The organism is Streptomyces sp. NBC_01508 (assembly GCF_045040315.1).
In the GTDB taxonomy this organism is placed as follows: Bacteria; Actinomycetota; Actinomycetes; order Streptomycetales; family Streptomycetaceae; genus Streptomyces.
Window position 1 is genome coordinate 6,993,839 of record NZ_CP109419.1, and the last position, 22,527, is coordinate 7,016,365.

General features: G+C 71.8%; 22 protein-coding genes and 1 tRNA gene. 10 read left to right on the plus strand and 13 right to left on the minus strand.

Annotated elements, in window-relative coordinates; translation table 11 throughout:
* Nucleotides 1-1,065: an aldo/keto reductase gene (locus OG700_RS32275; RefSeq protein WP_405619767.1), complete on the plus strand. Its 1,065-nt coding sequence runs from the start codon at nt 1-3 to the stop codon at nt 1,063-1,065.
* Between the two features lie 462 nt (nt 1,066-1,527).
* Here OG700_RS32275 and OG700_RS32280 read toward each other — a convergent pair whose 3' ends face one another.
* From OG700_RS32280 to OG700_RS32300, 5 genes are all read right to left on the minus strand, one after another.
* Nucleotides 1,528-1,989, minus strand: a complete 462-nt coding sequence (locus tag OG700_RS32280) for a PPOX class F420-dependent oxidoreductase (protein WP_405619769.1) — start codon at nt 1,987-1,989, stop codon at nt 1,528-1,530.
* Nucleotides 1,989-2,444 (minus strand): lipocalin-like domain-containing protein, encoded by a 456-nt coding sequence (locus OG700_RS32285; RefSeq protein ID WP_405619771.1) that lies wholly within the window; start codon nt 2,442-2,444, stop codon nt 1,989-1,991. The genes OG700_RS32280 and OG700_RS32285 overlap by 1 nt, the downstream gene beginning before the upstream one ends.
* Nucleotides 2,441-3,526, minus strand: coding sequence for a DUF6081 family protein (locus OG700_RS32290; protein ID WP_405619773.1), 1,086 nt, complete (start codon nt 3,524-3,526; stop codon nt 2,441-2,443). Before OG700_RS32290 ends, OG700_RS32285 begins: the two co-directional genes overlap by 4 nt.
* Nucleotides 3,527-3,594: 68 nt before the next feature.
* Nucleotides 3,595-4,341 (minus strand): HAD family hydrolase, encoded by a 747-nt coding sequence (locus tag OG700_RS32295; protein ID WP_405619775.1) that lies wholly within the window; start codon nt 4,339-4,341, stop codon nt 3,595-3,597.
* Complete coding sequence (locus OG700_RS32300; protein WP_405619777.1) at nt 4,338-5,258, minus strand: pseudouridine-5'-phosphate glycosidase; 921 nt, start codon at nt 5,256-5,258, stop codon at nt 4,338-4,340. Before OG700_RS32300 ends, OG700_RS32295 begins: the two co-directional genes overlap by 4 nt.
* Nucleotides 5,259-5,526: 268 nt before the next feature.
* Between OG700_RS32300 and OG700_RS32305 the strand changes: the two genes are divergently transcribed.
* Complete coding sequence (locus OG700_RS32305; protein WP_405619779.1) at nt 5,527-6,609, plus strand: DUF6081 family protein; 1,083 nt, start codon at nt 5,527-5,529, stop codon at nt 6,607-6,609.
* 88 nt (nt 6,610-6,697) lie between these two features.
* Here the strand turns inward: OG700_RS32305 and OG700_RS32310 are convergent, their stop codons facing one another.
* From OG700_RS32310 to OG700_RS32320, 3 genes are all read right to left on the minus strand, one after another.
* The gene (locus tag OG700_RS32310; protein ID WP_405619781.1) at nt 6,698-7,513 is read right to left on the minus strand and encodes a BTAD domain-containing putative transcriptional regulator; all 816 of its coding nucleotides are present in this window, start codon (nt 7,511-7,513) and stop codon (nt 6,698-6,700) included.
* Between the two features lie 380 nt (nt 7,514-7,893).
* Nucleotides 7,894-8,535 carry a hypothetical protein gene (locus OG700_RS32315; protein WP_405619783.1) on the minus strand — a complete coding sequence of 214 codons (642 nt, stop codon included), beginning with the start codon at nt 8,533-8,535 and terminating at the stop codon, nt 7,894-7,896.
* A gap of 147 nt (nt 8,536-8,682) precedes the next feature.
* The gene (locus OG700_RS32320) at nt 8,683-10,221 is read right to left on the minus strand and encodes an MFS transporter (RefSeq protein ID WP_405619785.1); all 1,539 of its coding nucleotides are present in this window, start codon (nt 10,219-10,221) and stop codon (nt 8,683-8,685) included.
* A gap of 93 nt (nt 10,222-10,314) precedes the next feature.
* Between OG700_RS32320 and OG700_RS32325 the strand changes: the two genes are divergently transcribed.
* On the plus strand, nt 10,315-10,827 hold the full coding sequence (locus OG700_RS32325) for a MarR family winged helix-turn-helix transcriptional regulator (RefSeq protein WP_405619787.1): 513 nt from the start codon (nt 10,315-10,317) through the stop codon (nt 10,825-10,827).
* Nucleotides 10,828-10,984: 157 nt separating this feature from the next.
* The gene (locus tag OG700_RS32330; protein ID WP_405619789.1) at nt 10,985-12,310 is read left to right on the plus strand and encodes a sensor histidine kinase; all 1,326 of its coding nucleotides are present in this window, start codon (nt 10,985-10,987) and stop codon (nt 12,308-12,310) included.
* Nucleotides 12,311-12,368: 58 nt separating this feature from the next.
* Here OG700_RS32330 and OG700_RS32335 read toward each other — a convergent pair whose 3' ends face one another.
* Nucleotides 12,369-12,974 (minus strand): DNA-binding response regulator, encoded by a 606-nt coding sequence (locus tag OG700_RS32335; RefSeq protein WP_405619791.1) that lies wholly within the window; start codon nt 12,972-12,974, stop codon nt 12,369-12,371.
* Nucleotides 12,975-13,541: 567 nt separating this feature from the next.
* Between OG700_RS32335 and OG700_RS32340 the strand changes: the two genes are divergently transcribed.
* The gene (locus OG700_RS32340; protein ID WP_405619793.1) at nt 13,542-14,540 is read left to right on the plus strand and encodes a beta-ketoacyl-ACP synthase 3; all 999 of its coding nucleotides are present in this window, start codon (nt 13,542-13,544) and stop codon (nt 14,538-14,540) included.
* A complete protein-coding gene (locus OG700_RS32345) occupies nt 14,537-15,079 on the plus strand; it encodes a flavin reductase family protein (protein WP_405619795.1) in 543 nt (180 codons plus the stop codon). Before OG700_RS32340 ends, OG700_RS32345 begins: the two co-directional genes overlap by 4 nt.
* Before the next feature lie 118 nt (nt 15,080-15,197).
* Here the strand turns inward: OG700_RS32345 and OG700_RS32350 are convergent.
* Nucleotides 15,198-15,282: transfer RNA gene (locus OG700_RS32350), tRNA-Leu, on the minus strand.
* An 88-nt stretch (nt 15,283-15,370) separates the two neighbouring features.
* Here OG700_RS32350 and OG700_RS32355 point away from each other — a divergent pair.
* The 3 genes from OG700_RS32355 to OG700_RS32365 all read left to right on the plus strand — a co-directional run bounded on the left by OG700_RS32355 (nt 15,371) and on the right by OG700_RS32365 (nt 17,986).
* The gene (locus OG700_RS32355) at nt 15,371-16,735 is read left to right on the plus strand and encodes a M20/M25/M40 family metallo-hydrolase (RefSeq protein ID WP_405619797.1); all 1,365 of its coding nucleotides are present in this window, start codon (nt 15,371-15,373) and stop codon (nt 16,733-16,735) included.
* Between the two features lie 134 nt (nt 16,736-16,869).
* On the plus strand, nt 16,870-17,103 hold the full coding sequence (gene chpH, locus OG700_RS32360) for a chaplin ChpH (RefSeq protein ID WP_405619799.1): 234 nt from the start codon (nt 16,870-16,872) through the stop codon (nt 17,101-17,103).
* Nucleotides 17,104-17,239: 136 nt separating this feature from the next.
* Complete coding sequence (locus OG700_RS32365; protein ID WP_405619801.1) at nt 17,240-17,986, plus strand: chaplin; 747 nt, start codon at nt 17,240-17,242, stop codon at nt 17,984-17,986.
* An 81-nt stretch (nt 17,987-18,067) separates the two neighbouring features.
* On the opposite strand, the gene OG700_RS32370 is transcribed toward OG700_RS32365, so the two are convergent.
* The gene (locus OG700_RS32370; protein WP_023542774.1) at nt 18,068-18,256 is read right to left on the minus strand and encodes a DUF5703 family protein; all 189 of its coding nucleotides are present in this window, start codon (nt 18,254-18,256) and stop codon (nt 18,068-18,070) included.
* A gap of 47 nt (nt 18,257-18,303) precedes the next feature.
* Here OG700_RS32370 and OG700_RS32375 point away from each other — a divergent pair, with 47 nt between their 5' ends.
* A complete protein-coding gene (locus OG700_RS32375) occupies nt 18,304-18,966 on the plus strand; it encodes a hypothetical protein (protein ID WP_405619803.1) in 663 nt (220 codons plus the stop codon).
* A gap of 88 nt (nt 18,967-19,054) precedes the next feature.
* On the opposite strand, the gene OG700_RS32380 is transcribed toward OG700_RS32375, so the two are convergent.
* Complete coding sequence (locus OG700_RS32380) at nt 19,055-21,418, minus strand: helix-hairpin-helix domain-containing protein (protein WP_405619805.1); 2,364 nt, start codon at nt 21,416-21,418, stop codon at nt 19,055-19,057.
* Nucleotides 21,415-22,398 (minus strand): aldo/keto reductase, encoded by a 984-nt coding sequence (locus OG700_RS32385; RefSeq protein ID WP_405619807.1) that lies wholly within the window; start codon nt 22,396-22,398, stop codon nt 21,415-21,417. The genes OG700_RS32380 and OG700_RS32385 overlap by 4 nt, the downstream gene beginning before the upstream one ends.
* Nucleotides 22,399-22,527 lie beyond the last annotated feature (129 nt).

Genomic DNA, 22,527 nt, shown 5'->3' on the forward strand with positions numbered 1-22,527 from the left:
GTGCGCTACACGCTGCTCGGCAGGACAGGGGTCCGGATATCCCGGCTGGCGCTGGGGACCATGACCTTCGGCGACGAATGGAAACTCCCCGAGGCGACCCGCGCCGGCATCTTCGAGCGGTACGCGGAGGCCGGCGGTAACGTCATCGACACCGCCAACGAGTACGGCGGCGGGTCGGCCGAGACCGCGCTCGGCAAGCTGCTCGCAGGGCGTCGCGACCAGTTCGTCCTCAGCACCAAGTACACGATGCAGATGCTGCCGGGCGACCTGAACTCCGCGGGCAACCACCGCAAGAACCTGGTGCGTTCGCTGGAGGGGAGTCTGCGCCGGCTCGGCACCGACCACATCGACATGCTGTGGGTGCACGCCCGCGACACCCTCACCCCGGTGCCCGAGGTGATGCGCGCGCTCGACGACCAGGTGCGGGCGGGCAAGGTGCTGTACGTCGGTGTCTCGGACTGGCCCGCCTGGGAGGTGGCCCAGGCCAACACACTGGCCGAGCTGCGCGACTGGTCGCCGTTCGCCGGCCTCCAGATCCGGTACAACCTCCTGGAGCGCACCGTCGAGCGCGAACTCCTGCCGATGGCCCACGCCTTCGACCTGCCGGTGTTCGCCTGGGGGCCGCTGGCCGACGGGCGGCTCACCGGCAAGTACCTGCGGGCCGAGGACGGTCGGCTGGACCACGTGGCGTGGGGCGCGGGCGGTACGGGGCCCGGTGACGACGTGGTCGAGGAGACCGTACGGGTCGCCGGGGCCGCCGGCCGCAGCCCCGCCCAGGTGGCACTGGCCTGGCTGTTGTCCCGGCCGGGCAACGTGGTGCCGATCCTCGGCGCCACCAAGGAGGAGCAGCTCGCCGACAATCTGGGCGCCGTGGATGTCGTCCTGGAGGACGAATGGCTGGCGGCCCTGGACCGGGCCAGCCGCGTCGACGCGGGGTTCCCCCACGACTTCGTACGCTTCCCCGCGATGCGGGACGCCATCTACGGCGACCGCTGGGACCAGGTCGAGGACCGCCGCACCACGGTCCGCCGGGTACCGGCGGACGACCAGTACGGAACGCCGTAGCCGTTCCCGACCCGCCTCGCCCCGACCCAGCCTGACCTGGGCCTGGGCGAGTCGACGTCCCGTCTGCCGGTGGTGTCCAGCAGGCACGCTCGCCCCGCCCTTCGGGCGGACGACGCCACTTCGGAACACCTCGCCAGGGCCTGTCCGGCCGGGAACGCCGGCCGGGTCGCGTGGCTCGTGGGCCGCGCCTGCCCTCAAGCGCCGGACGGACCTTCAAGCCCGTCCGGCGCCCGAGGACGGACCGCCGACAGGCGAGCCCGCCCGTCCCGTCGCGGCCGGGCGCGTGCGGCGGACCGCCCCGTACGGCCCCACACACCCCCCCGTAGGACCGCCGCGCGGGCACACAGGCACACGCACACGGCGGGAGGCGGCGGAGCCGGGCAAGGTGCCCCGCCCCGCCGCCTCCCGCCGTGCCGTGCCGTGCCGTGCCGTGCCGTCATCCACCCACTCCCTCAAGGGAGTTCAGGTCGTCTTCTTCACATTCACCGTCTCCGAGAGGTTCACCTTGGCGACGATGTGCTCCACCTTGACCCGCACCACCACCCCGTTGGGAATGGTGAACCGCTCCGAGAACTCCTCCTCGCGCTTGCGCCCGTGGTACCGGCCGCCGATCCGGGCGGTCCAGGACCGCAGTTCGTCCACGTCCTCGCTGAGCGTGGCCCGTCCGCGTATCAGCACGAACGAGAACGGAGGCCGCTCGTCGTCCCACAACATCGCGATCCGGCCGTCCCGTTGCAGCGAGCGCCCCTTCACGCTGTCCTTCTGGCAGGTGTAGATGATGTCGTCACCGTCCATGGTGACGCCGACCGGGACCACATGCGGGCTGCCGTCCTTACGGACGACGGACGCCTTCGCGGTCCTCGGCGGATCGGCCATGATGAACTCCCGCCACCAGCCGTCGGGCGCGTCCACGTACTCAGGCATCAGTGCGTCTCCTTCACGTCGTTCACGTCGTTCATGTCGCTCGGGTTCTTCTCGCCGAGCCGGTCCGCCGGCCGGGCGCGCCGCCACGTCAGCACCCGTTCCGGCAGCCGTCCGCCCACGGGGGTGACCGCCGTACCGCGCAGCGACAGCAGTCCGCCGTCGAGTGCCACCCGCCGCGCCTGGCTGGACCCGGCCATCGCCGGATGGGCGCTGACGACCACCTCGTGCGTCATCTCGTCACCGGCCAGCCGCCAGTGGCCCGAGTAGCCCATGTAGCTCTCCGGCGCGGGGCCGTCGCCGGTCTTCATCATGCTGACCGCCACATGCCCGTCGGCGGTGTAGACGAGCAGCCCCTCCGGCGCGCCGCCCAGCGGCCCCGCGACCGGCGCGCCGTCCTCGCCGGCCTCGGTGTACGAGACCAGCCGCCACACCCCGACGACGTCCTGCGGGGTCACCGGACCCGCCTGCTGGAGACGCGGTACGAGCCGAGCCGCACGGACGCGCCCTGGCCGAAGAGGCGCCCGCCGTCGGTGCTCTCCTCGTCGGCGAACGTCTGCGCCCGCGGCGCGCCCACCGAGGGGCGGTAGTACGTGGTGTGCCGGGGCGCCGAGAGCCGTACCAGCCCCTTGTCCGTGGGCCACGACGCGTCGAGCAGGGTCAGCAGCCCCAGCCCGGGGTTGAGCTGCCGGGGCCGTACCAGCGTCTCCTCGCCGCCCTCGTCGAGCGTCGCGGTGTCCCGGTCGAGCCGGAATCCGATGCGGTCGACGCGGAACACCTCCCGGCCGTCGAGCAGCCAGCGCACCACTCCGGCGGCCCGGTCGTATCCGATCGAGAGGTCGTGGCTGTCGCCCGGCTCACGGTCGGCCAGCGGCACCGTGTGCGCGAACGACGCGTAGTCGCCCAACTCCCCGCGCAGGAAGGTGGGTCGCCCGTACCAGGCGTAGATCCGCTTGTTGGTGACCACGAAGTCGAAGGAGACCGAGGTCTGCGGGTCGGTGGTCAGCATCATCGCCGAGGCGAGCCGCAGATCGTCCTCGGCGTCGAGTACGGCGTCACCGAACGGATGGCCCGCGGTGCCGAACGTGCGCCCCGACAGCCGCGTCTCGAAGAGCAGTTCGTACCCGTCGTGCGCGTCGAACCCGGGATGGCCGCTCGTCGCCACATGGCTGGTGTACGCGATGAACTTGGCGTGGTCCCCGGAGCCCGGCATGCCCACCGGGTTCTCCGCCGGGATGGTCTGCGTGAACATCGGCTCGCCGGTCACCGGGTGGCTGCCCCGCGCCCGTACGGACAGCTCGCCCCGCTCGGTGGTGACGATGCCGTCGTCGGCGCGGTAGGGGCCGCCCGCCACATGGAACCAGCGGGCGTCCTTCCCCTCGGTACGGAAGCCGCCGGCGAAGTCGTCCCACACGATCCGGTAGCCCCGGCCGGCCGGCTTGGGCGGCTTGGCGGTGGCCGCGCCCGGTGTCGTCATGACCGCGCCGAGCGCGGCGGCCAGCAGCAGTCCGTGGCGGGAGAGAAATGTTCTGCGCGGCATGGAGGCCGCCCCTTTCGTCGTTGTCTCGTGCGAGCGGGAGCGCCCGCCCGGGGGCGCGGGCGGGCGGCTCACCGGTATCCGTCCAGCAGTGCGGCGACCGCCTCCGGGAAGGAGTCCACGACCCGTCCCGCGCCCGCCCCGATCAGCTCGTCCGGCGCGGACACGCCGTAGGAGACGCCGAGTACGGCCATCCCCGCGGCGCGTGCCATCTCCGCGTCCGGCACACCGTCGCCGACCACCACGCACCGGCCGGGCGCCAGGCCGAGGCCTTCGGCGACATGCAGCGCCAGGTCCGGATGCGGTTTGCCGCGCGGCACGCTGTCGTCCCCCGCGACAACCGTCAGCCAGGCGTCGAGGCCCGTCAGGCCCGCGATGGCGTGGGCGGCCTTGGACACTTTCGACGTCGCCATCGCCAGCCGGAAGCCGGCCGCCGTCAGCTTGTCGAGCCCGGCGGGAACGCCCGGGTAGAGCAGTCCGGGACCCGCCGCGCGCACATGGGCGCCGAACTGGCGCCCGTACTCCCCGGCCGCCTCGGCGACGCGCGGGTCCGACACCGGCAGGTCCATCAGCCTGGCGAGGCTCGCGGGCAGCGGCCGGCCGACGGTGGCCAGGATCGCCTCGTGCGACGCCTGGGCGCCCCGGTCCGCCAGTACCTTGGCGGTGATGGTGGCGATGGCGGCGGGGGTGTCGGCCAGCGTTCCGTCGAGGTCGAAGATCACACCGCGCGCCCCGGAGTCACCGGCCCCCGCAGCACCGGCCCCGGCGCCACCGATCGCCGCGTCACCGGCCTCGCGGCCGGTCGCCCCGCCCGTCACCGTTCGGCCTGAACCGCGCCGAGCGCCACCGCGAACTCCCCGGCGACCCCTGCCGTGCTGAGCAGCAGCGAGCGCCCCGCCTTCGGCATGAGACCGTCCGACGCCTTCGCCAACGCCCGCATCAGATACGGGCTCACCGCGTTGCCCACGATGCCGTCGCGGTCGCACTGCTCCAGCGCGCTCTCGATCGCGGCCTCGACAAGCGCCCCGTCCACCGCGTCCTCCTCGGCGATCGGGGCGGCCAGCAGGACGGTGCCGGGCCCGTTGACCTCCCAGTGCGCCTCGGTGGCCCGCGCGGCGGTGCGCAGGTCGTCCATCCGGGTCACCCGCACGTCGGCCTCGCGCACCACAAAGGCGGCGAGCCGGTCGGTGCGGTACCCGAACACCGGGATGCCGGCCGTCTCCAGGTACTCGGCGGTCAGCCGGTGGTCGAGGATGCTCTTGGCACCGCCGGAGACCACGGTCATCCTGGTACGGCGGAACTGGAGCAGGTCGGGGGAGATGTCGAGGGTGTCCTGGCCCCGGCGGTGCACACCGCCGATGCCCGCCGTGGTGAACACCTGGATCCCGGCCCGCTCGGCGATCACGATGGTGCCGGCCACGGTCGTCGCGCCGAGACCGCCGCCCGCGAGCGCGCCGCCGATGTCGCGGGCGCTGATCTTCGGCACGCCCTTGGTGGTGGCGAAGCGCTCGATGGCCGCGTCCGTCAGACCGACCAGGAGCTTGCCGCCGGAGATCCCGATGGTCGCGGGGACGGCTCCGGCGTCGCGTACCGCCTTCTCGATCAGCGACGCGGTCTCCGACGAGGGATCGGTGGTGATCAGTGAGGACTCCAGTGCCACCACCGGACGCCGCTCCGCGAGCGCGGTGGCGATCTCCTCGCTGACCTCAAGCAGCGGATCGGGCTGTCGTTCCATGTTCGGGGTGTCCTTCCTGGGAAGTGGGCGCTGACTCGCCCGGTCACCATCTCCGCCCGCTCTTGAGCGCCGGTCGAGCAGCCGTCGAAGCGGGTGCGCGGCACCGCGGCCCCACGCTCAGTCGGGTCGACGCTCAGTCGGGTCGACGCCGGGTCGGGTCGACGCCGGGTCGGGCCGCAGAGGGCTGAGCCGGGCCTCAAGGGAAAATCCGGCGGCCCCCGGCACGCTCCTCGGGATCTGAGAGACGCCGACATATGGGGGTTGAGCCGTGGCAAGGGGAACGACGAGAAACAGACTGCTGTTCGCGGGGGTGGCCGGGGCCACCCTGGTGGCACTGCTGCCGTCCGGCGCACAGTCCGCGCCGTCCGCGCCGTCCGGTCCCGGGACGGGATCCGGCGCCGGGACCGTGCTGTTCGAGGACCAGTACGACAACGGGTTCACCACCGGTGCGAACGGCAACTGGATGGTCCTCGGCGACGCGCAGTGGCCGGAGGGGGACGCGGTGATCACCACACCGGGCGGCGTGCTCAACGTGGTGCCGACCGGCGTCAATCCGAAGACGGGCGACCCGGCGTACGCCCGCAGCACCGGCCCCGGCGGCGGTGCGGGGTCGGACGACCACATCAAGTGGATCGCCTTCCCCAACCGCTACACGGCCGCGGGTGTGCCCGGCTTCGAGGTGCCCGACACCGGCTCGGTCAGCTGCTCGCACAAGGTGGCGGGACGCACCTTCGGCACCGAGAACCCGTTCGGTCCGACCGTCAAGGATCCGGCGAACGACATCCGCCTCGCTTCGGTCGCGCTGATCACCGCCGACTTCGAGTCCCAGGCCATCGCCGACTTCTCGGTGATCAACGACACCATCTACGCGATCTACGAGCGGCTGCCGAGCGAGACGCGGAACTACGCCGCGTACGGCTACGCGATACCGGTGGCCAAGACGGCCCGCGGCGCGCTGCACGACCTGGAGGTCCGTATCGACCGCAGCGGGAAGCGGGTGACCTGGCTGGTGGACGGCCGGCAGAAGCTCCAGACCGACAAGATCGGTACATACGCGTTCGACCGCAAGTACATGACCATCGACCACGGCGGCACGGAGGAGGAGATCGAGCTCAACCAGATCACCTGCGGCATGGCTCTCGGCAGCCTGCTCGACGGAGCCAAGCCGGGCGCCGCGGCCGGCACCGCACTGGTCAGGCTGAAGCCGGAACCGGGCTTCTACTTCGACCCGCGCAAGGGGGAACCGGCCGAGCAGAAGTTCCTGGACCCCGAAAGCCGCCCGGAGAACCGGCTGTTCGGCCAGGGCGCGCGGATGGACATCGACTGGACGAGGGTGACGCGCAAGCCCTGAACCGGCACCGCCGCACGAACCGACCCGGCATGACGGCGGGGCCGCCCCCTCGAAGGGCGGCCCCGCCGTCATGAACTCCTGTGCCTGGCTAACGCAGTTCGAGCGACAGCTCGCGCAGCGGCTCGCCGAGGTGCGACCGGCCCGGATCGCCCCCGAGCACCTGCTGGTGCAGCCGCTGCATCCGGCCCGACGGCTCCACGCCCAGCTCGCTGACGAGCGTGGAGCGCAGCCGCTGGTAGACCTCCAGCGCTCGCCAGGTGTGCCCGGAACGGCACAGGGCGATCATCAGCTGCGCGTACAGGTTCTCGTGGAGCGGGTGCCGCGCGACCAGCATCCGCAGCTCGCCGAGGAGTTCGGCGTGCCGGCCCAGCAACAGATCGGCCTCGATGCGCAGTTCGAGCGCCCGGGTCCTGGTCTCCTCGATGCCCAGGATCTCGGTCTCCAGCACCGGGCCCGTCGGTACGTCGATCAGGACCGAGCCGCGCCACAGGGCGAGCGCCCTGCCGAGGATGTCGGCGGCCCGGCCGGCCTCCCCGCGTTCCATCGCCCGGCTGCCCTCGGCCGTGAGTCGCTGGAACGTCCCCACGTCGCTGCTGCCCACCGGCTCGCTGAGCTGATAGCCGCCGAACCGGGTGGAGAGCACGTCCTTGGCCGTCGGCCTGCGCGCGTTCGGCCGCGCGGCACTGATCCTGCGGCGGAGCTGAAGAATGTACGTCTGAAGGGTCGTCTGCGCGCTGCGGGGTATTCGGTCACCCCAGATCTCCTCCATGAGCACCGGGACGGGAACGATCCGCCCTGGTCGCAGGGAGAGGAGTGCGAGTATCTGTCGTGGTTTTCCTGCGCTCGGCACGATGGACGTGTCGTCCAGTCGGACGTTCAGCGGTCCCAACACTTCGATTTTCATACCCGGACCTCCCTGTTGGAAATTCCAAGGGGAGCTTTGCAGAGGCAGGCCGGATTGCCCCAGTGAATCTGTCACGGCTCTGACTATGAATTCCTCATACCCATGACACCCGTGTGGCTTGGAATGCTTCTTCCGGAGACCGGAAGGCGGAAACAAGCCGCTTCTTTCAAGCCGGTTCATCCACGCGACGAAGGGGAAGTGGAATCCAGATTCTGGCACAACGGAGACCGTCTGGAAAGTTGTTCGTAACGAAGAATTATCGCGTGGCCGGGAATGCGGTGAGCCCCGGCCCCTTTCCGGGCGCGGGGCTCAGTGCGGTGTTGCCGTGAAGCGGACCCGTCGCGGCACACGGCCGGCGGCGGGGCGCGCCTTCGCGGTGCTCAGACCCGGCGGCAGTCGATCGAGCTGATCTGCCCCCACGCCTGGCCCTCGAAGCGGATGAAGGCGTTGTCGGTGAAGCGGTTCTTGTCGACCACCCGGAACTCGTCCTTGCTGTCCGCGTGCCCGCCGGGCGTCACGTACGGCCCCTCGAAGCGGAGCGTGCCGCGCTTCCAGCCGGGGGACGTCGCGGTCCCCGTGTTGCCCCAGGTGTCCCAGTAGAAGGTCGTGTAGACGTTGTCGATCGCGTTCCTGCCGAAGACCCAGCGACCTTCGAAGGCGGGCGCCGATCCGCTCAGCCGCATCTCGTAGAAGGCGCCGCCGAGCGTCTTCTCGGTCGTCCAGCGGACGGTGGTGGTGGTGGGCTCCGGCAGCGTGAGATCGGTGTACGCGCAGGAGAAGTCGCCCAGCAGGAAGTCCAGCGCCGCCATGCCCTCCGCGGTGCGCGCGGTGGTCTCGCGCGCCTGCTGCGCGCCGGCGGGGGCGGGGCCGATGAGCGTGCAGGCGAGTACGCCGGTGAGCGTGGCGAGCCCGGCGCGCAGCGCCCGCCGGGCCGATCCGGACGGCCGCGCGGATGCCGTGGATGTCGTGGATCCCTGGCGACTCGGGCGATGTCTGGAAGGTCTGGAAGGTGTGGAGAGCATGTGGCACGTTCCCTTCTCGAAGGTCCTGTGCCGCACACCGTGCGGGGCCGTCCTCGCGGGACGGTCGAGACTGCCTGGCGGACACGGCCCGGACCCCGTCGCGACCGGTCGCGACGGGGTCCGGGCCGAGGGGCGGGGGTGGCCCTCTCAGCGCGCGACGGGGTCCTTCGGGCGTTCCTGCGGGGGCAGGGACTCGTCGATGGACACCGCCGCGCCGTCTGTGGTCCGCGGGGCGTCGTCGGCCTCGTCGTCGTCGCTCATGTCGATCCGGCCGGGCGGCAGTACGAGCGCGACCAGACCGGCGAGCACGTAAAGGCCGACGACCGTCAGCAGGCCCACGACCGCCGAGTCGGTGGGGGAGTTCCCGTCCTCCACCATCGTGAAGTAGACCGTGCCCACGATCGCCACGCCGGTGGCCACACCGACCTGGATGGACGTGTTGATCAGCGAGGACGCCGCGCCGGACGCGGACTTGGGCATCTGCGCCAGCACGATGTTGAGCAGCGTTCCGGCGACCATCGCGAGGCCGATGCCGGAGATGACCATGCCGGGCACCAGGTGCCACCACTCCAGCGAGCCGGAGTAGCGGTCCACGGTCCAGGCCACGATCCCCATGCCGCCGGCGATGACCGCGCAGCCGAGCAGCACCACGCGGCGGCCGAGCGGCATGAGCTGGGGCGCCACGGCGGAGCCGATGCCCACACCGACGGTGAAGGTCGCCAGCGACACGGCGGTACGCAGCGGGGAGTAGCCCTCGCCGACCTGGAGGTGGATCGTCATGACGAGTTGGTAGGACATGCCGCAGAAGAACAGGATCGCGACCAGCAGTCCGCCGACCGAGCTGCGGTGGCGCAGCAGTTCGGGGGCGATGATCGGCGACTTGCCACTGGCCTCCACCTGGCGTTCGTACCGGGTGAACAGCCACAGGATCACCGGGCAGGCGATCATCAGGGCGAAGGTCCACCAGGGCCAGCCCAGCTCGCGCCCCTGCACCAGCGGGAAGAGCAGGCTCAGCAGCCCGACGGTCGCGATCAGCGAGCCGCGGATGTCGAACGTCTCGCGGGAGTCGCTGCGCGACTCGCGGGTGAGGTAGTACGAGGCGATCAGCGCGACGATGCCGACCGGCACGTTGATGAAGAAGATCGGGCGCCATCCGAGGCCGAAGAGGTCGGCCTCCAGCAGGGTCCCGCCGAGCAGCGGTCCGCCGATACCGCCCACGGCCAGTGACATCCCGTACAGGGACATCGCCTTGGGGCGCTCGGACTTCGGGAAGTCCACCTGAAGCATCGCCAGCACCTGCGGCACCATCATCGCGGCGGCGATGCCCTGGAGGGCGCGGGAGGCGATGAGCATCTCGGGGTTGACCGCGGCGCCGGCCAGGGCCGAGGTGACGACGAAGCTGCCGAGGCCGATCAGATAGATCTTGCGGCGGCCGAGCTGGTCGCCCAGCCGCGCGCCGGTGATCATCGCGGCGGCGAACGCCAGGGTGTACCCCGCCACCGACCATTCGAGCTGGGACGACGAAGCGTCCAGGTCGCTCTGCACGGCGGGCAGCGCCACGTTGAGGACGGTGTTGTCCACCATGTCCATGAACACCGCGAAGAGGGTGACCGACAGCGTCGCCCACCGCCTCGGGCTGTACTGCGCCGGAGGCGTCGTCGTATCGGCTGGTTGTTCTACCGCCATGGGACGGCCCTTCCGGTAGGCTCGGGTCACGTACGAGGGAAGCAAAGCAAAACAGTTTTGCTCTCAAAGCAAAACTATTGCAGGGGTAGGGGCATGTCAAGCGATGGCCGGGCGGGGGAAGAGCTGAGCGTCGACGACGGAGTGCGCACGCTGCTGCTGCTGATGCCGCGCGTCGTCGCGCGGACCAAGCGGACGCCGGTACCGCGGCAGTTGGAGGAGTACAACCTCGCCCCGCGCCACCTGTCCCTGCTGGCGTATCTCTTCTTCGACGGGGCGCTCACCGTGAACGCCCTGGCCGCCCGGCTGGAACTGGCCCCGGCCACGGTCAGCCTGCTCGTGGGCGAGCTGAACCGGTGCGGCGTCGTGGACCGCCAGGAGGACGAGGCCGACCGCCGCCGCAAGATCGTCAGCATCGCGGACGCCCATCTGGACGCGGTGCGGTGCTGGCTGGAGAACGGTGTACGCGCCTGGCGCGTGGCGCTGGAACCGCTGACCCCGGTCGAGCGGCGCACCTTCGTCGACACGCTCCGTGTGTACGAGCGGGAGCTCACGAACACGGGGGAGAACGCGGGGGAGCAGAGGCGGGCCGGTCTCCCGACCGGCTGAGCGATCGGTCCGCCGGGCGCTCGGCGTGGCGCGTCCGGCAGGGGAAGGACCACCCGACCGGGGGAGAGCGGAGTCCTCCCCAGGAGGGACGAATTCCCACCGGCCCCTGGATTACTGTGGGGGCTCGATCCATGTATGCCCCGGGGGGGAATGCTGCGTGGTCCATTCATTCGACGAGCGCGACGGATTCACCAGGCGCGACGGATTCGCCAAGCGCAACGGATTCGACGAGAACGACAAGTGTGACGGGTTCAACAAACTCGACGACCTGAATGCGGGACTCTACGGGGAAGGGTCCGGCACGGAGTCAAATGAACCAGGACCACGACTGGTCCTGTTTCTGACCGCGTCCGTTCAACTGGGATACGCGGTGATGGCGATCCTCAACCTGCTGAAGTGGCAGCACGGCTCGTTGAGCATCCTGAGCGCCGTGGCGGTACTGACCGTCTTCTTCGCTCTGCAGCTGTTCCACTGCAATCCCTACACCATTCGCCTCAGATCCAGGGTCGGGCCTTATACGCTCGGTCTCCAGGCCGTGTTCGCCTATGCCCCGATCCCCATGTCCGGTGTGCTGTGGGGCGGGTTCGGCGGATTCCTCTCCGGCTCGTTCCTGGTCGTCCTGCGTGGCTCGGTCCTGGCCTGGGTCCTCTATCTGGTCAACTCCGCCGCGGTCTTCGTGCTGGCCCTCGTCCGCTTCAGCCCGGTCGAGGCCGCCTATCTGACCCTCGCCTCGCTCATCATCGGCCTCATGGTCTACGGGCTGACCCGGCTGAGCGACCTCGTGGTGGCACAGCGCAGGCTCCGGGAGCGGACCACCTGGGTCGCCGTCTCGGGGGAGCGCCTGCGCTTCGCCAGGGACCTGCACGACCTGCTCGGCTACAGCCTCTCCGCCATCACCCTCAAGAGCGAACTGACCATCCGGCAGGTGGGGGTGGACGACGACCGCGCCCGGCAGGAGCTGACCGAGACGCTCGACATCTCGCGGCAGGCGCTGGCCGATGTCCGGGCCGTCGTCAGCGGCTACCGCGAGATGTCCTTCACCGACGAACTGCGCTCGGTGGTCGGGGTCCTCCACACCGCCGGGGTGGACACCGTCGTCAAGGGCGCGCCCCGCGACACCGATCCGAGGATCGGCACGATCCTGGCGATCGTGCTGCGGGAGGCGGTCACCAACCTGCTGCGGCACAGCCACGCCGACCGCTGCCGCATCGAATTCGTCGAGGAGCGCGGGCGGATCGTGATGACGATCTCGAACGACGGCGCGCGGGACGCGGATCTGGCCGCCGGTGCCCGGCGCCGCACCGGCGGCCTGGGCAATCTGGCCGACCGGCTGTCCGCGGTCGGCGGCTCCCTGTCGACCAGCGGCGAGTGGGGCTGGTTCCGGTTACGGGCGTCCTGCCCGCTCCAACCGCCGCCGCGCGGCGCCTGGTCCAAGCCCCGGCCACCGGGCCGCGACCTGTGGCTGGCGGACCGCCGCCGCTGACCGCTCCGGCCGGCCGTCCGTCGTCGTGGTGGTCGCGCCGACCGCCGCCCGCCGTACGTCAGATGAGCCCGGTGCCCCGGGCGATCCGTACCGCGTCCACGCGGTTCCGGGCACCGAGCTTGTCGACGATCGTCGTCAGATAGTTGCGCACCGTACCGACGCTCAGATGGAGTTCCTTCGCGATGACGCGTACGTCCTCCCCCTCGGCGGCCAGGCGCAGCACCGTCACCTCGCGCGGGGTCAGCCGCGCTGCCGAGCCCTCCCAGGCGGTCAGCGCGAGCTGCGGGTCGATCACCCGCTGACCGGCCGTCACCTTCCTTATGGCCCGCACCAGTTCGCTCGGCGGCGCGTCCTTCAGCAGATATCCGTCCACCTGCGCGGACAGGGCGCGGTGCAGCGCCGCCGGATTGCCGAGATTGGTCACGAGGAGCACCCGGCACGAGGGCACACCGGTACGCAGCTGCGTGGCGGCCGTCAGACCGTCGGTGCCGGGCAGATCGATGTCGATCACCGCGATGTCGGGCCGCAGACGGAGCGCGGTGGGAAGAATGTCGTCCCCGTTGCCCATCTCGGCCACCACGTCGAGATCGTCCTCCAGCCGGAGCAGAGCGACCAGGGCGTCGCGGAGCATGCGCACATCTTCGGCGATGATCAGCCGTATCAACGGACACCCCCTCGTTGGTCACATGGTAGTCCGAACTCCCTTACGAACAGCGGCTATTCCCGCGCCCGGCGGGTGTGAGAAAGGCCCGGTCGGAGCATCCGCCGGGCCTCGGCGGGGGAGTCCCCCGATCCTCCGGTCCGCCCACGGCCCGCGCCCACCCGGACGCGTACGAACGGCCCCGCGACCCGCCCGAGGGCGTGTTTCGGAAGTGGCGCCGTCCGCCCGGAGGGCGGGGCCGACGGCGTCCGGTGCGTGCGATCGCAAGGCGGAGGATCGGCGTTGTGGATGGCCCGGCCGTACGTGGACGCCTTCGAGAACGCTGTCAACGCGGCGAGGGGGCACCTCCCGTGCCCCCCTCGGGGCTACGGGGGAGAGCGTGCCGGGCGTCGTCGGCCAGGCGGGACTCTCGAAACACGCCCTCGCGGGCCGCCGCCGTCGCGCGGCGACCGGAGGACTTCCGGCCGTTCCCTGAGCCGCGCTCAAGGACTTCTCCAGCGGGCCCGCCGACGCTGGCGATGCGGTCGTTCCCTTCCCGGACCACCGCAGCCGACACGGAGGGAGACGGCGATGACACGGACCGTCAGAGCAGCCGGGACCCGCCACAGCGCGCTGATCGGGATCGGCGCCTACCGGCCGCGCCGAGTGGTCGGCAACGCCGAGATCTGCCGGCGCATCGACTCCACCGAGGAGTGGATCGAAGCCCGTAGCGGCATCGTCGAACGCCGTTTCGCGGATGACGACGAGACGCTGACCATGATGGCCACCGCCGCCGCCGAGAAGGCGCTGGCGCAGGCCGGTACGGTGCCCGCCGATATCGATCTCGTGCTGGTGGCCAGCATGTCCGACCTGCTCCAGACCCCGCCGCTGGCGACCCGGGTGGCGTACGAACTGGGCGCGAGCGGTGCCGCGGGCGTCGACCTGTCCGCCGCCTGCGCCGGCTTCTGCCACGCCCTGGCGATGGCCTCCGACGCGGTCCGGGCCGGCAGCGCCCGGCGGGCGCTGGTCATCGGCGCCGAACGCATGACGGACATCGTGGAACCCACCGACCGGTCGATCGCCTTCCTCTTCGCCGACGGCGCGGGCGCGGTGGTCGTCGGCGACAGCGACACCCCCGGGATCGGCCCGGTCGTCCGCCGGGCGGACGGCGCGTACGGCGCGGCGCTGCGCATGACGGCCCCCTGGGCGGCCACCGGCGCCGCGGCCACCGAACGGCCGTGGATGCGGATGGACGGCCGGCGGGTCTTCCGCTGGGCCATGGACGAGGTCTCCCCGGCGGTGGGCCGCGCCCTGGACGAGGCCGGTGTGACGGCCGCCGAGCTGGGCGCCTTCGTGCCCCACCAGGCCAATCTGCGCATGATCGAGCTGATGTCCGAACGCCTCGGCCTGACCGCCGCCACCGCGGTCTCCCGCGACGTGGTCCACTCCGGGAACACCTCGGCCGCCTCCGTACCCCTCGCCCTGGACGCGCTGCTCGCCTCCCAGCGGGCGGCCCGCGGCGACACCGCGCTCCTCGCCGGCTTCGGCGCCGGCCTCAACTTCGCCTCCCAGGTGGTGATCCTGCCGTGAACCGCACCCGACATCCGGCCGCGACCGGCCTCGAACCGGCCGCCTTCCGGGACGACTTCAAGGCCGCCATGGCCCAACTCGCGGGCGGAGTCGTGGTCGTCACCACCCAGGACCCCGAGGGCCGCCCGCGCGGCTTCACCGCCACCTCGTTCTGCTCCGTGTCCATGGACCCGCCGCTGGTGCTGGTCTGCCTCGCCACGAACTCCAGCTCCTTCCCGGCGTTCACCGCCTGCCAGGACTTCGCCGTCAGCCTGCTCCGCCAGGACCAGGGCGCGGTCGCCACCCGCTTCGCGACGACCGGTGCCGACAAGTTCCGCCCCGAGGACACCACCACCACACCCCGGCTGCTGCCGGCCGTGGCCGGTGCCCTCGCCGTCCTGGACTGCGAGGTGCGCGACCGCCATCCGGCCGGGGACCACGTCATCCTGGTCGGCGCCGTCCTGGCCGTCCGCCCGGGGCAGGGCGACCCGCTCGTCTACCACGACCGGTCCTTCCGCAGGCTCCGCCATCCCGAACTCCCGCGGCTGCCACGCACCTGACAGCCGGCGCCCGGCCGACGAGCCGACGCCCGGCGAGCGGGAGAACGAAACGCGAGCAGGAAAACGAAGAAGGTGCGGGCGATGGACCGCCCGCACCTTCTTCGTACTTCTTCTTCGGTGTCCGAGGGGGGACTTGAACCCCCACGCCCGATAAAGGGCACTAGCACCTCAAGCTAGCGCGTCTGCCATTCCGCCACCCGGACAGGGTGTCTGCCGCACGGCCACAGGCCGTTCCGACGTGGAAAACCATAGCAAACATCGGGCACTGCCCGATCCCGCCCCGGTGGGAGGATGGGGCGACCACCGGCAACGACAGCGGGAGTGAGCAGCGTGAGCGAGTCGAACACGGGCGGGACGGTCTCGGGCGAGAACGAGGTCGTGGACCTCTGCCGCGATCTGATCCGGATCGACACCAGCAACTACGGCGACCACTCGGGCCCCGGCGAACGCCTGGCCGCCGAGTACGTGGCGGAGAAGCTGGCCGAGGTGGGTCTCGAACCGAAGATCTTCGAGTCCCACAAGGGCCGCGCCTCAACCGTCGCCAGGATCGCCGGCGAGGACCCCTCCAGGCCCGCGCTGCTCATCCACGGCCACACCGACGTCGTCCCCGCCAACGCGGCGGACTGGACGCACGACCCGTTCGCCGGCGAGATCGCCGACGGCTGCCTGTGGGGGCGCGGCGCGGTCGACATGAAGGACATGGACGCCATGACCCTCGCCGTGGTGCGGGACAGGCTCCGCAGCGGGCGCAAGCCCCCGCGCGACATCGTCCTCGCCTTCCTGGCCGACGAGGAGGCGGGCGGTACGTACGGGGCGCGGTACCTCGTCGACAACCACCCCGGACTCTTCGAGGGCGTCACCGAGGCCATCAGCGAGGTCGGCGGCTTCTCCTTCACCGTCAACGAGAACCTGCGGCTGTATCTCGTCGAGACGGCGCAGAAGGGCATGCACTGGATGCGGCTCACCGTGGACGGCACCGCCGGCCACGGATCGATGACCAACAAGGACAACGCCATCACCGAACTCTGCGAGGCGGTGGGCCGGTTGGGCCGGCACGAGTGGCCGGTGCGGATGACCAGGACCGTGCGGTCCTTCCTCGACGAACTCTCCGACGCGCTGGGCGTACCGCTCGACCCGGAGGACATGGAGGGCACGCTCGCCACGCTCGGCGGCATCGCGAAGATGATCGGCGCCACCCTGCGCAACTCCGCCGCCCCCACCATGCTCGGCGCGGGCTACAAGGTGAATGTGATCCCCGGCCAGGCGAGCGCACATGTCGACGGCCGCTTCCTGCCCGGCTACGAGGAGGAGTTCCTCGCCGACATCGACCGGATCATCGGCCCGCGCGTGAAGCGCGAGGACGTGCACGGGGACAAGGCCCTGGAGACCAGCTTCGACGGCAAACTCGTGGACGCCATGCAGACCGCGCTCGTCGCCGAGGACCCGATCGCGCGGGCCGTTCCCTACATGCTCTCGGGCGGTACGGACGCCAAGTCCTTCGACGACCTCGGCATCCGCGGCTTCGGCTTCGCCCCGCTCAAGCTCCCGCCGGAGCTGGACTTCGCCGGGATGTTCCACGGCGTGGACGAGCGCGTGCCGCTGGACGGCCTGAAGTTCGGCGTACGGGTGCTGGACCGCTTCATCGACGCCTGCTGAGGCGGTAATCGACAGCGCGTACGCACCTGACTGAAAAGAGTGAATGCGACCATACGCTCGTAGCCTCATTACTTCCTCCTCGTTACAGGTGTGCGGTCCGAGGTTGGGACCGCGTTTGCCAACGAGGAGGAATAATGATCAAGAAGGTCGTAGCCGCTGCGGCTGTCACCGGCAGCCTGGTGCTCGCGGGTGCGGGCATGGCCGTCGCCGACGCCGGCGCCCAGGGTGCCGCTGTCGGGTCCCCCGGTGTGCTCTCGGGCAATGTCGTTCAGGTGCCCATCCACATTCCGGTGAATGCGTGCGGCAACACGGTCTCCGTGATCGGGCTGCTGAACCCCGCCTTTGGCAACACCTGCGTCAACGCGTGACGTTGTACCTCAACCCGTAAGGGTCTGAGCCCCGGGCGGCCCCGGAGTGCGCGCCATGCACTCCGGGGCCGCTGGGGCATTGCGCCCCAGGCGGTCGTGCCGGGGGTATCCGGAAGGCAGAAGGCAGGAACAAGCTATGAGACAGGTCACGCGCAAAGGCCTGATCACCGTGGCGGCGGCCGGCGGCGTACTCGCCCTCGGCGGCGGCTACGCGCACGCGGACTCGGGTGCCGACGGAACAGCGGCGAACTCCCCGGGCGTACTGTCCGGGAACAACGTCCAGGTCCCGGTGCACGTCCCGGTCAACGCCTGCGGCAACACCGTCAATGTCGTCGGGGTGCTGAACCCCGCCATGGGCAACCGCTGCGCCAACACGTCGGACAGCGGGCGCCCGCACGGCGGCGGCTCCCAGGGCGGTGGCTCGCACGGAGGCAACAACGGCGGCGGCACGGGCTCGCCCGGCGGCCACACCGGCGGCGGCTCGCACGCCGAAGGCGGAGCGGGCAACTCGCCCGGCGTCGGTTCCGGCAACCAGATCCAGGTGCCGATCGACATCCCGGTGAACGCCTGCGGGAACGGCGTCGACATCGTCGGCGCGCTGAACCCCGTCTTCGGCAACGAGTGCGAGAACGCGGACACCCCCGCGCCGCCGCCCGAGGGGAAGCCCGAGAACCCGGGCACCCCCGAGCCCCCGAAGGAGCGTGCCGTCCCGCCGTCCCCGAACAGCCCGGACACGCAGGTCGTCGACCGGCCCGACACCCCCGAGGGCACCGAATCGCTGGCCGAGACCGGCGCCGGCGGGCTCGGACTGGTGATCCCGGCCGGTGCGGCCCTGCTGCTCGCGGGCACCATCATCTACCGCCGCACCCGCGCCGCCGCGTAGCAGCCCGCGAGTACGGCATGTGTTCGTCCCGGTACGGCGCGGGGCGGGTCTCCGCACAGCGGGGACCCGCCCCGTCGCCGTTCACCAGGTCGCGCGTACCTGACGGATGATGCGTCTGCGGAGCCGCACTCTGCGACTGCCGTCCCGGTGCAGGCTCAGTCGGTCCATTTCCCAGTGTCCGTACTCGGCGTGGTCGGTCAGCAGGCGGGTCGCGTCGCTGCGGGAGACCCCGCGCGGCACGTACACGTCGACAAATTCGTATTCCGGCATCGCATCTATTGTGCGGGCAGAGGCCCGGTACGGATAGCGTCTGCCCTATGTCTGATGCTGCGCAGCCCACGGCTGCCGAGGTACGTGCCGCCGCCGAGGCGGTCAAGGTCGCGCTGGACCGTCACCTCGCGGCGGTCGAACGCCGCACGGGTGAGGACGACCCGGCGGTCTCCGAAGCGTTCAACGCCCTTGCCACCGCGGCGGAGGCGTACGACGAGCGGCTCTACGACCTCTACGACGAGGTCACCCCGTTCGAGATCCCCGGCACGGACGACTCCCTGCCGCCCTACACGGGCCCCGAGGAGCCGAACGCGCTCAGCGTGCTGATCCGCCGCGACTACGCGGTGGCGGAGCCGCGGCGGCTGCTCGCTCAGGCACAGCGCATCGCCGATGTCGACGGGGACGCCGAGACCGTGGCGGTCGTCGGCGCCAGTGTGCACGCCGCCGTGGGTGTGCTCTTCGGTGAGTACGAACCGGACGAGATCGCGTCCCGGCACAAGGAGTTCGGCCTGGAGGAGGGCGACTCGACCCTCTGGGTGTCGGCGGCCGACGACCTTCCGGAGCCCGGCGAATGGCTCGGCGCCCCCTTCGAGCAGGCCGATCCGCAGCAGGTCGTCTGCCGTTTCGACGTCAGCTCCGTCTTCGACGAGGACGATTTCGACGGCGCGAGCGGACCCCGCTACGGCGACCTGGAGGAACAGGACGCCTGACCGGTCTGCCCTCAGTGGCCGGACGGGCCGCACCCGCGGCCCGTCCGGCCACTGACGACGAACCGGCCGAACGGGGTCCCGAACGGGGTCACACCGCGGGCGTGAGCAGGACCTCCAGGAGCGTACGGAGCCGCGTCGTCCGCTCGGCCGCCGGAACCCCGGCCACCGCCTGCGCGAGCGCCTGGTCGACGCCGTGCACCACGGACAGATGGCGCTCGCCCCGGCCGAAGGCCGTATACACCCAGGGCCGGTTCAGGGCCTGTGCCGCGTCGCCGGGCAGGACCACGACGGCGGCCGGCCACCGCATCCCCGCCGCCTGGTGCGCGGTGAGCGCCCAGCCGTGCCGTACGACCGAGTCGACCAGCTCCCTGGGCACCACGACGGGCACCCCGTCGCAGTCCAGACGGAGCCCTTCCCCGTCCGCCGACACGACCGAGCCCGTCAACGTCCGGCCCGGGGCGGGCACATAGGCCACCCGGTCGTCCGGGTCGAACCCGCCGAACCGGCCGGGGCCGGGATTCAGCCGCTCCTTGAGCGCCGTGTTCAGGGCGCGCGTCCCCACCGCGCCGCCGTGCCCGACCGTGATCACCTGCGTCTGCCCGGACGGCACACCGATGGCGCGCGGCACCGAGTCGGCGACGAGCTGCACCGTACGGTGCACGGCCTCGCCCGCGTCGCGCACGGGCACGATCACGACCTCCTTGCCGGGGGCCTCGACCTGGTTCAGCTCACCGATGCCGATACCGGAGACCAGCTCGCCGAGCGGCCCGGGGTCCGGCGTACGCGACGCGAGCTGCGGGCACACCCGGGCCGCCAGCAGATCGGCGAAGACCCGCCCGGCGCCCGCCGACCACAGCACCCCGGGGTCGCCGGACAGGACCAGCCGCGCACCGTCGGGCAGCGACTCCACCAGCACCGCCGCCGTCTCCACGTCCAGTTGGGGCGCGTCGAGGACGACAAGGAGATCGAGGTCCAGCGCGCCGTCCGCGTCCCGCCCCGGCCCCTGCGTGCCGGACAGCAGCCCCGCGACGGTCACCGCGCCCGCACCCAGCCGGCGCCCGCCGTTCTCGCTGTGTGCCGCGACGACCGGGCGCAGACCGAGCGCACGCGCGGCCTCCGCGAGGGCCACCGGCTCGGCACGGGCGGCCTCGCCGCCCGTGTGGACCACCAGACCATGGCCGGCGACCGCGCGGATCAGCTCGCCCGCCGAAGGCGACGGAGCCTGCGCCGCCGCCTCGTCCCAGGACGCCTCCTGGGCGGTCTTCACCAGCCGGGCCAGGCCGTCGGCAAGGCTCTCCTCGGCGAGGGCGTAACGGTCGAGACCGAGCAGGACCGGCACGGCCGGACCGTCGGCGACGCTCCCGCCCTCCGCGGCCTCGTCGCCCGACGCGTCGTCCTCCGTGTCCCCGTCGATGTCCTCGACGCCGTCCTGGAACACCAGCACCGCGCCCTCCGTGATCGCGTGCTGGAGCGCCTCGTCGGGATCGGGCACCGACCGCTCCGCCAGCGCGGCCCGCACCGCCGGGAACGTGAGCGCGGTGTGGCCCTGCGCGGCGGCGCGCTCCAGCAGCCAGCCGACGAGAGCGGCGGCCCGCCGCTCGTCACCGGGACCGCAGCCGTCGCCGAGCAGCGCGCGGGCGAACCCGTCGGCCTGCTCGGGCCGGACACCGGGAACGGACAGCAACAGCCACGGATCCCCCCGCAGGGCGTCGCCGGCCTGCTCCCCGAGCGTGGCCGTGACCTGCGGGGCCAGCGAGGGCGGCGCGCCGCCCTCGGCGAGCACCGCGCCCACGGCCGCCACGGCCTCCGGAGCCGTCGCGGGCGCGACAGGGACGGCGCGGGCGGGCCCGGGAGCCTGGGGTCGGTTCTGGGCCGGTACGGCGGTGACAGGGGCGTCGGGAGCGGCGGCGGGGGCCACCGGACGGGCCGGGGCCGCCTGACCGCTCTCCATGGCCCGTACGGCGGCGAGCAGATCCGCCGCCTGCCCGCTGAGCTTGGTGCCCGCCGGGATGGGCCGGCCCTCCTTCTCGGCCTTCCGCTCCGCGATCCGGGCGCGCAGCTCCCGCTGGGCGGCGATCTCGGCCTCCGCCTCGGACGGCTGCGCCGCCGCGTCCGCCGCGGACTTCCCCTCGCCGCCGCTCTCGGCCGCGTCTTCGCCCCCGGCGGCCTCCGCCTCGCCCCGCGTGCCGTCCCCGGCCTCGCCGTCCCCGGTCGCGGTCCCGGCCGAAGTCCCGTCCGCACCCGTGGCCCCGGACCCCGCTCCGTCCCCAGCGGCCTCGGACGATGCCTCGTCCGCCGACGCGCCGGTGCCGGTGCCGGTCCCGGTCCCCGACTCCGGCGCCCCGCCGGACTCCGCCTCGGCCACCGGCGTGGCCGTGGCCTCCGCCGCGACTGCGGTGTCGCGGTCCTCGGCGGGGGATCCGGGGGTCGTCCCCCGGGAAGGCACAGTCACAACGTGCTCCAGTCCTGATCGGGATAGCGGTGCACGGGCGCCGACACATCGTCGAGCGCCTGGCAGATCTCGTCGGGAAGCCTAAGGCTCTCCACTGACAACGCGGCCGTGAGCTGCTGCGCGTTGCGCGCCCCGATGATCGGGGCGACCACGCCCGGCCGGTCCCTGACCCACGCCAGCGCCACCTCCAGCGGCGTCGTCGCCAGCCCCTCCGCCGCCGTCACCACGGCGTCCACGATGCGGCTCGCCGGCTCGTCGAGATACGGCTCGACGAACGGCGCCAACTGCTCCGACGCGCCACGGGAGCCGACGGGCGTGGAGTGCCGGTACTTGCCCGTCAGCACCCCCCGGCCGAGCGGCGACGAGGGCAGCAGCCCGACCCCCAGATCGACGGCGGCCGGCAACACCTCGCGCTCCACGCCCCGTTGCAGCAGGGAGTACTCCATCTGCGTGCTGGCCAGCCGGGTCCGTACCCCGGGCGAGGCCAGCTGCCAGGTCGCCGCCTTGGCGAGCTGCCAGCCCGAGAAGTTCGACACCCCCGCGTATCGGGCCCGGCCGCTGCTCACGGCTATGTCGAGCGCCTGAAGCGTCTCCTCCAACGGTGTCCCGGTGTCGAACGCGTGGACCTGCCAGAGATCGACATGGTCCGTGCCCAGCCGCTCCAGCGAGGCGTCCAGAGCCGACAGCAGATGCCCGCGCGAGCCGTTGAAACGTCTGTACGGATCCGGCACGCTGCCCGCCTTGGTGGCGATCACCACATCCCGGCGCGGGACGAGTCTCTCCACCAGTTGCCCGAGCAGATACTCCGCCTCCCCGCCCCCGTACACATCGGCGGTGTCGACGAGAGTGCCGCCCGCCTCCCAGAAGGCCTTCAACTGGTCGGCGGCGTCGTGCTCGTCGGTGTCCCGCCCCCAGGTCAGCGTGCCGAGTCCGATCCGGGACACTCGCAGGCCGGTACGGCCGAGATGCCTCTGCTCCATGACCGCTGAGATTACTGGCCGGGGCACCACCCGCAGTGAGCCTGTGGACAACCCGCCCCCGGCGAACGCCCGATGCCGCCCCTGACGGATGCCCGCGGCACGCGCTAGAGTCCCGGCACAGGGACGTTA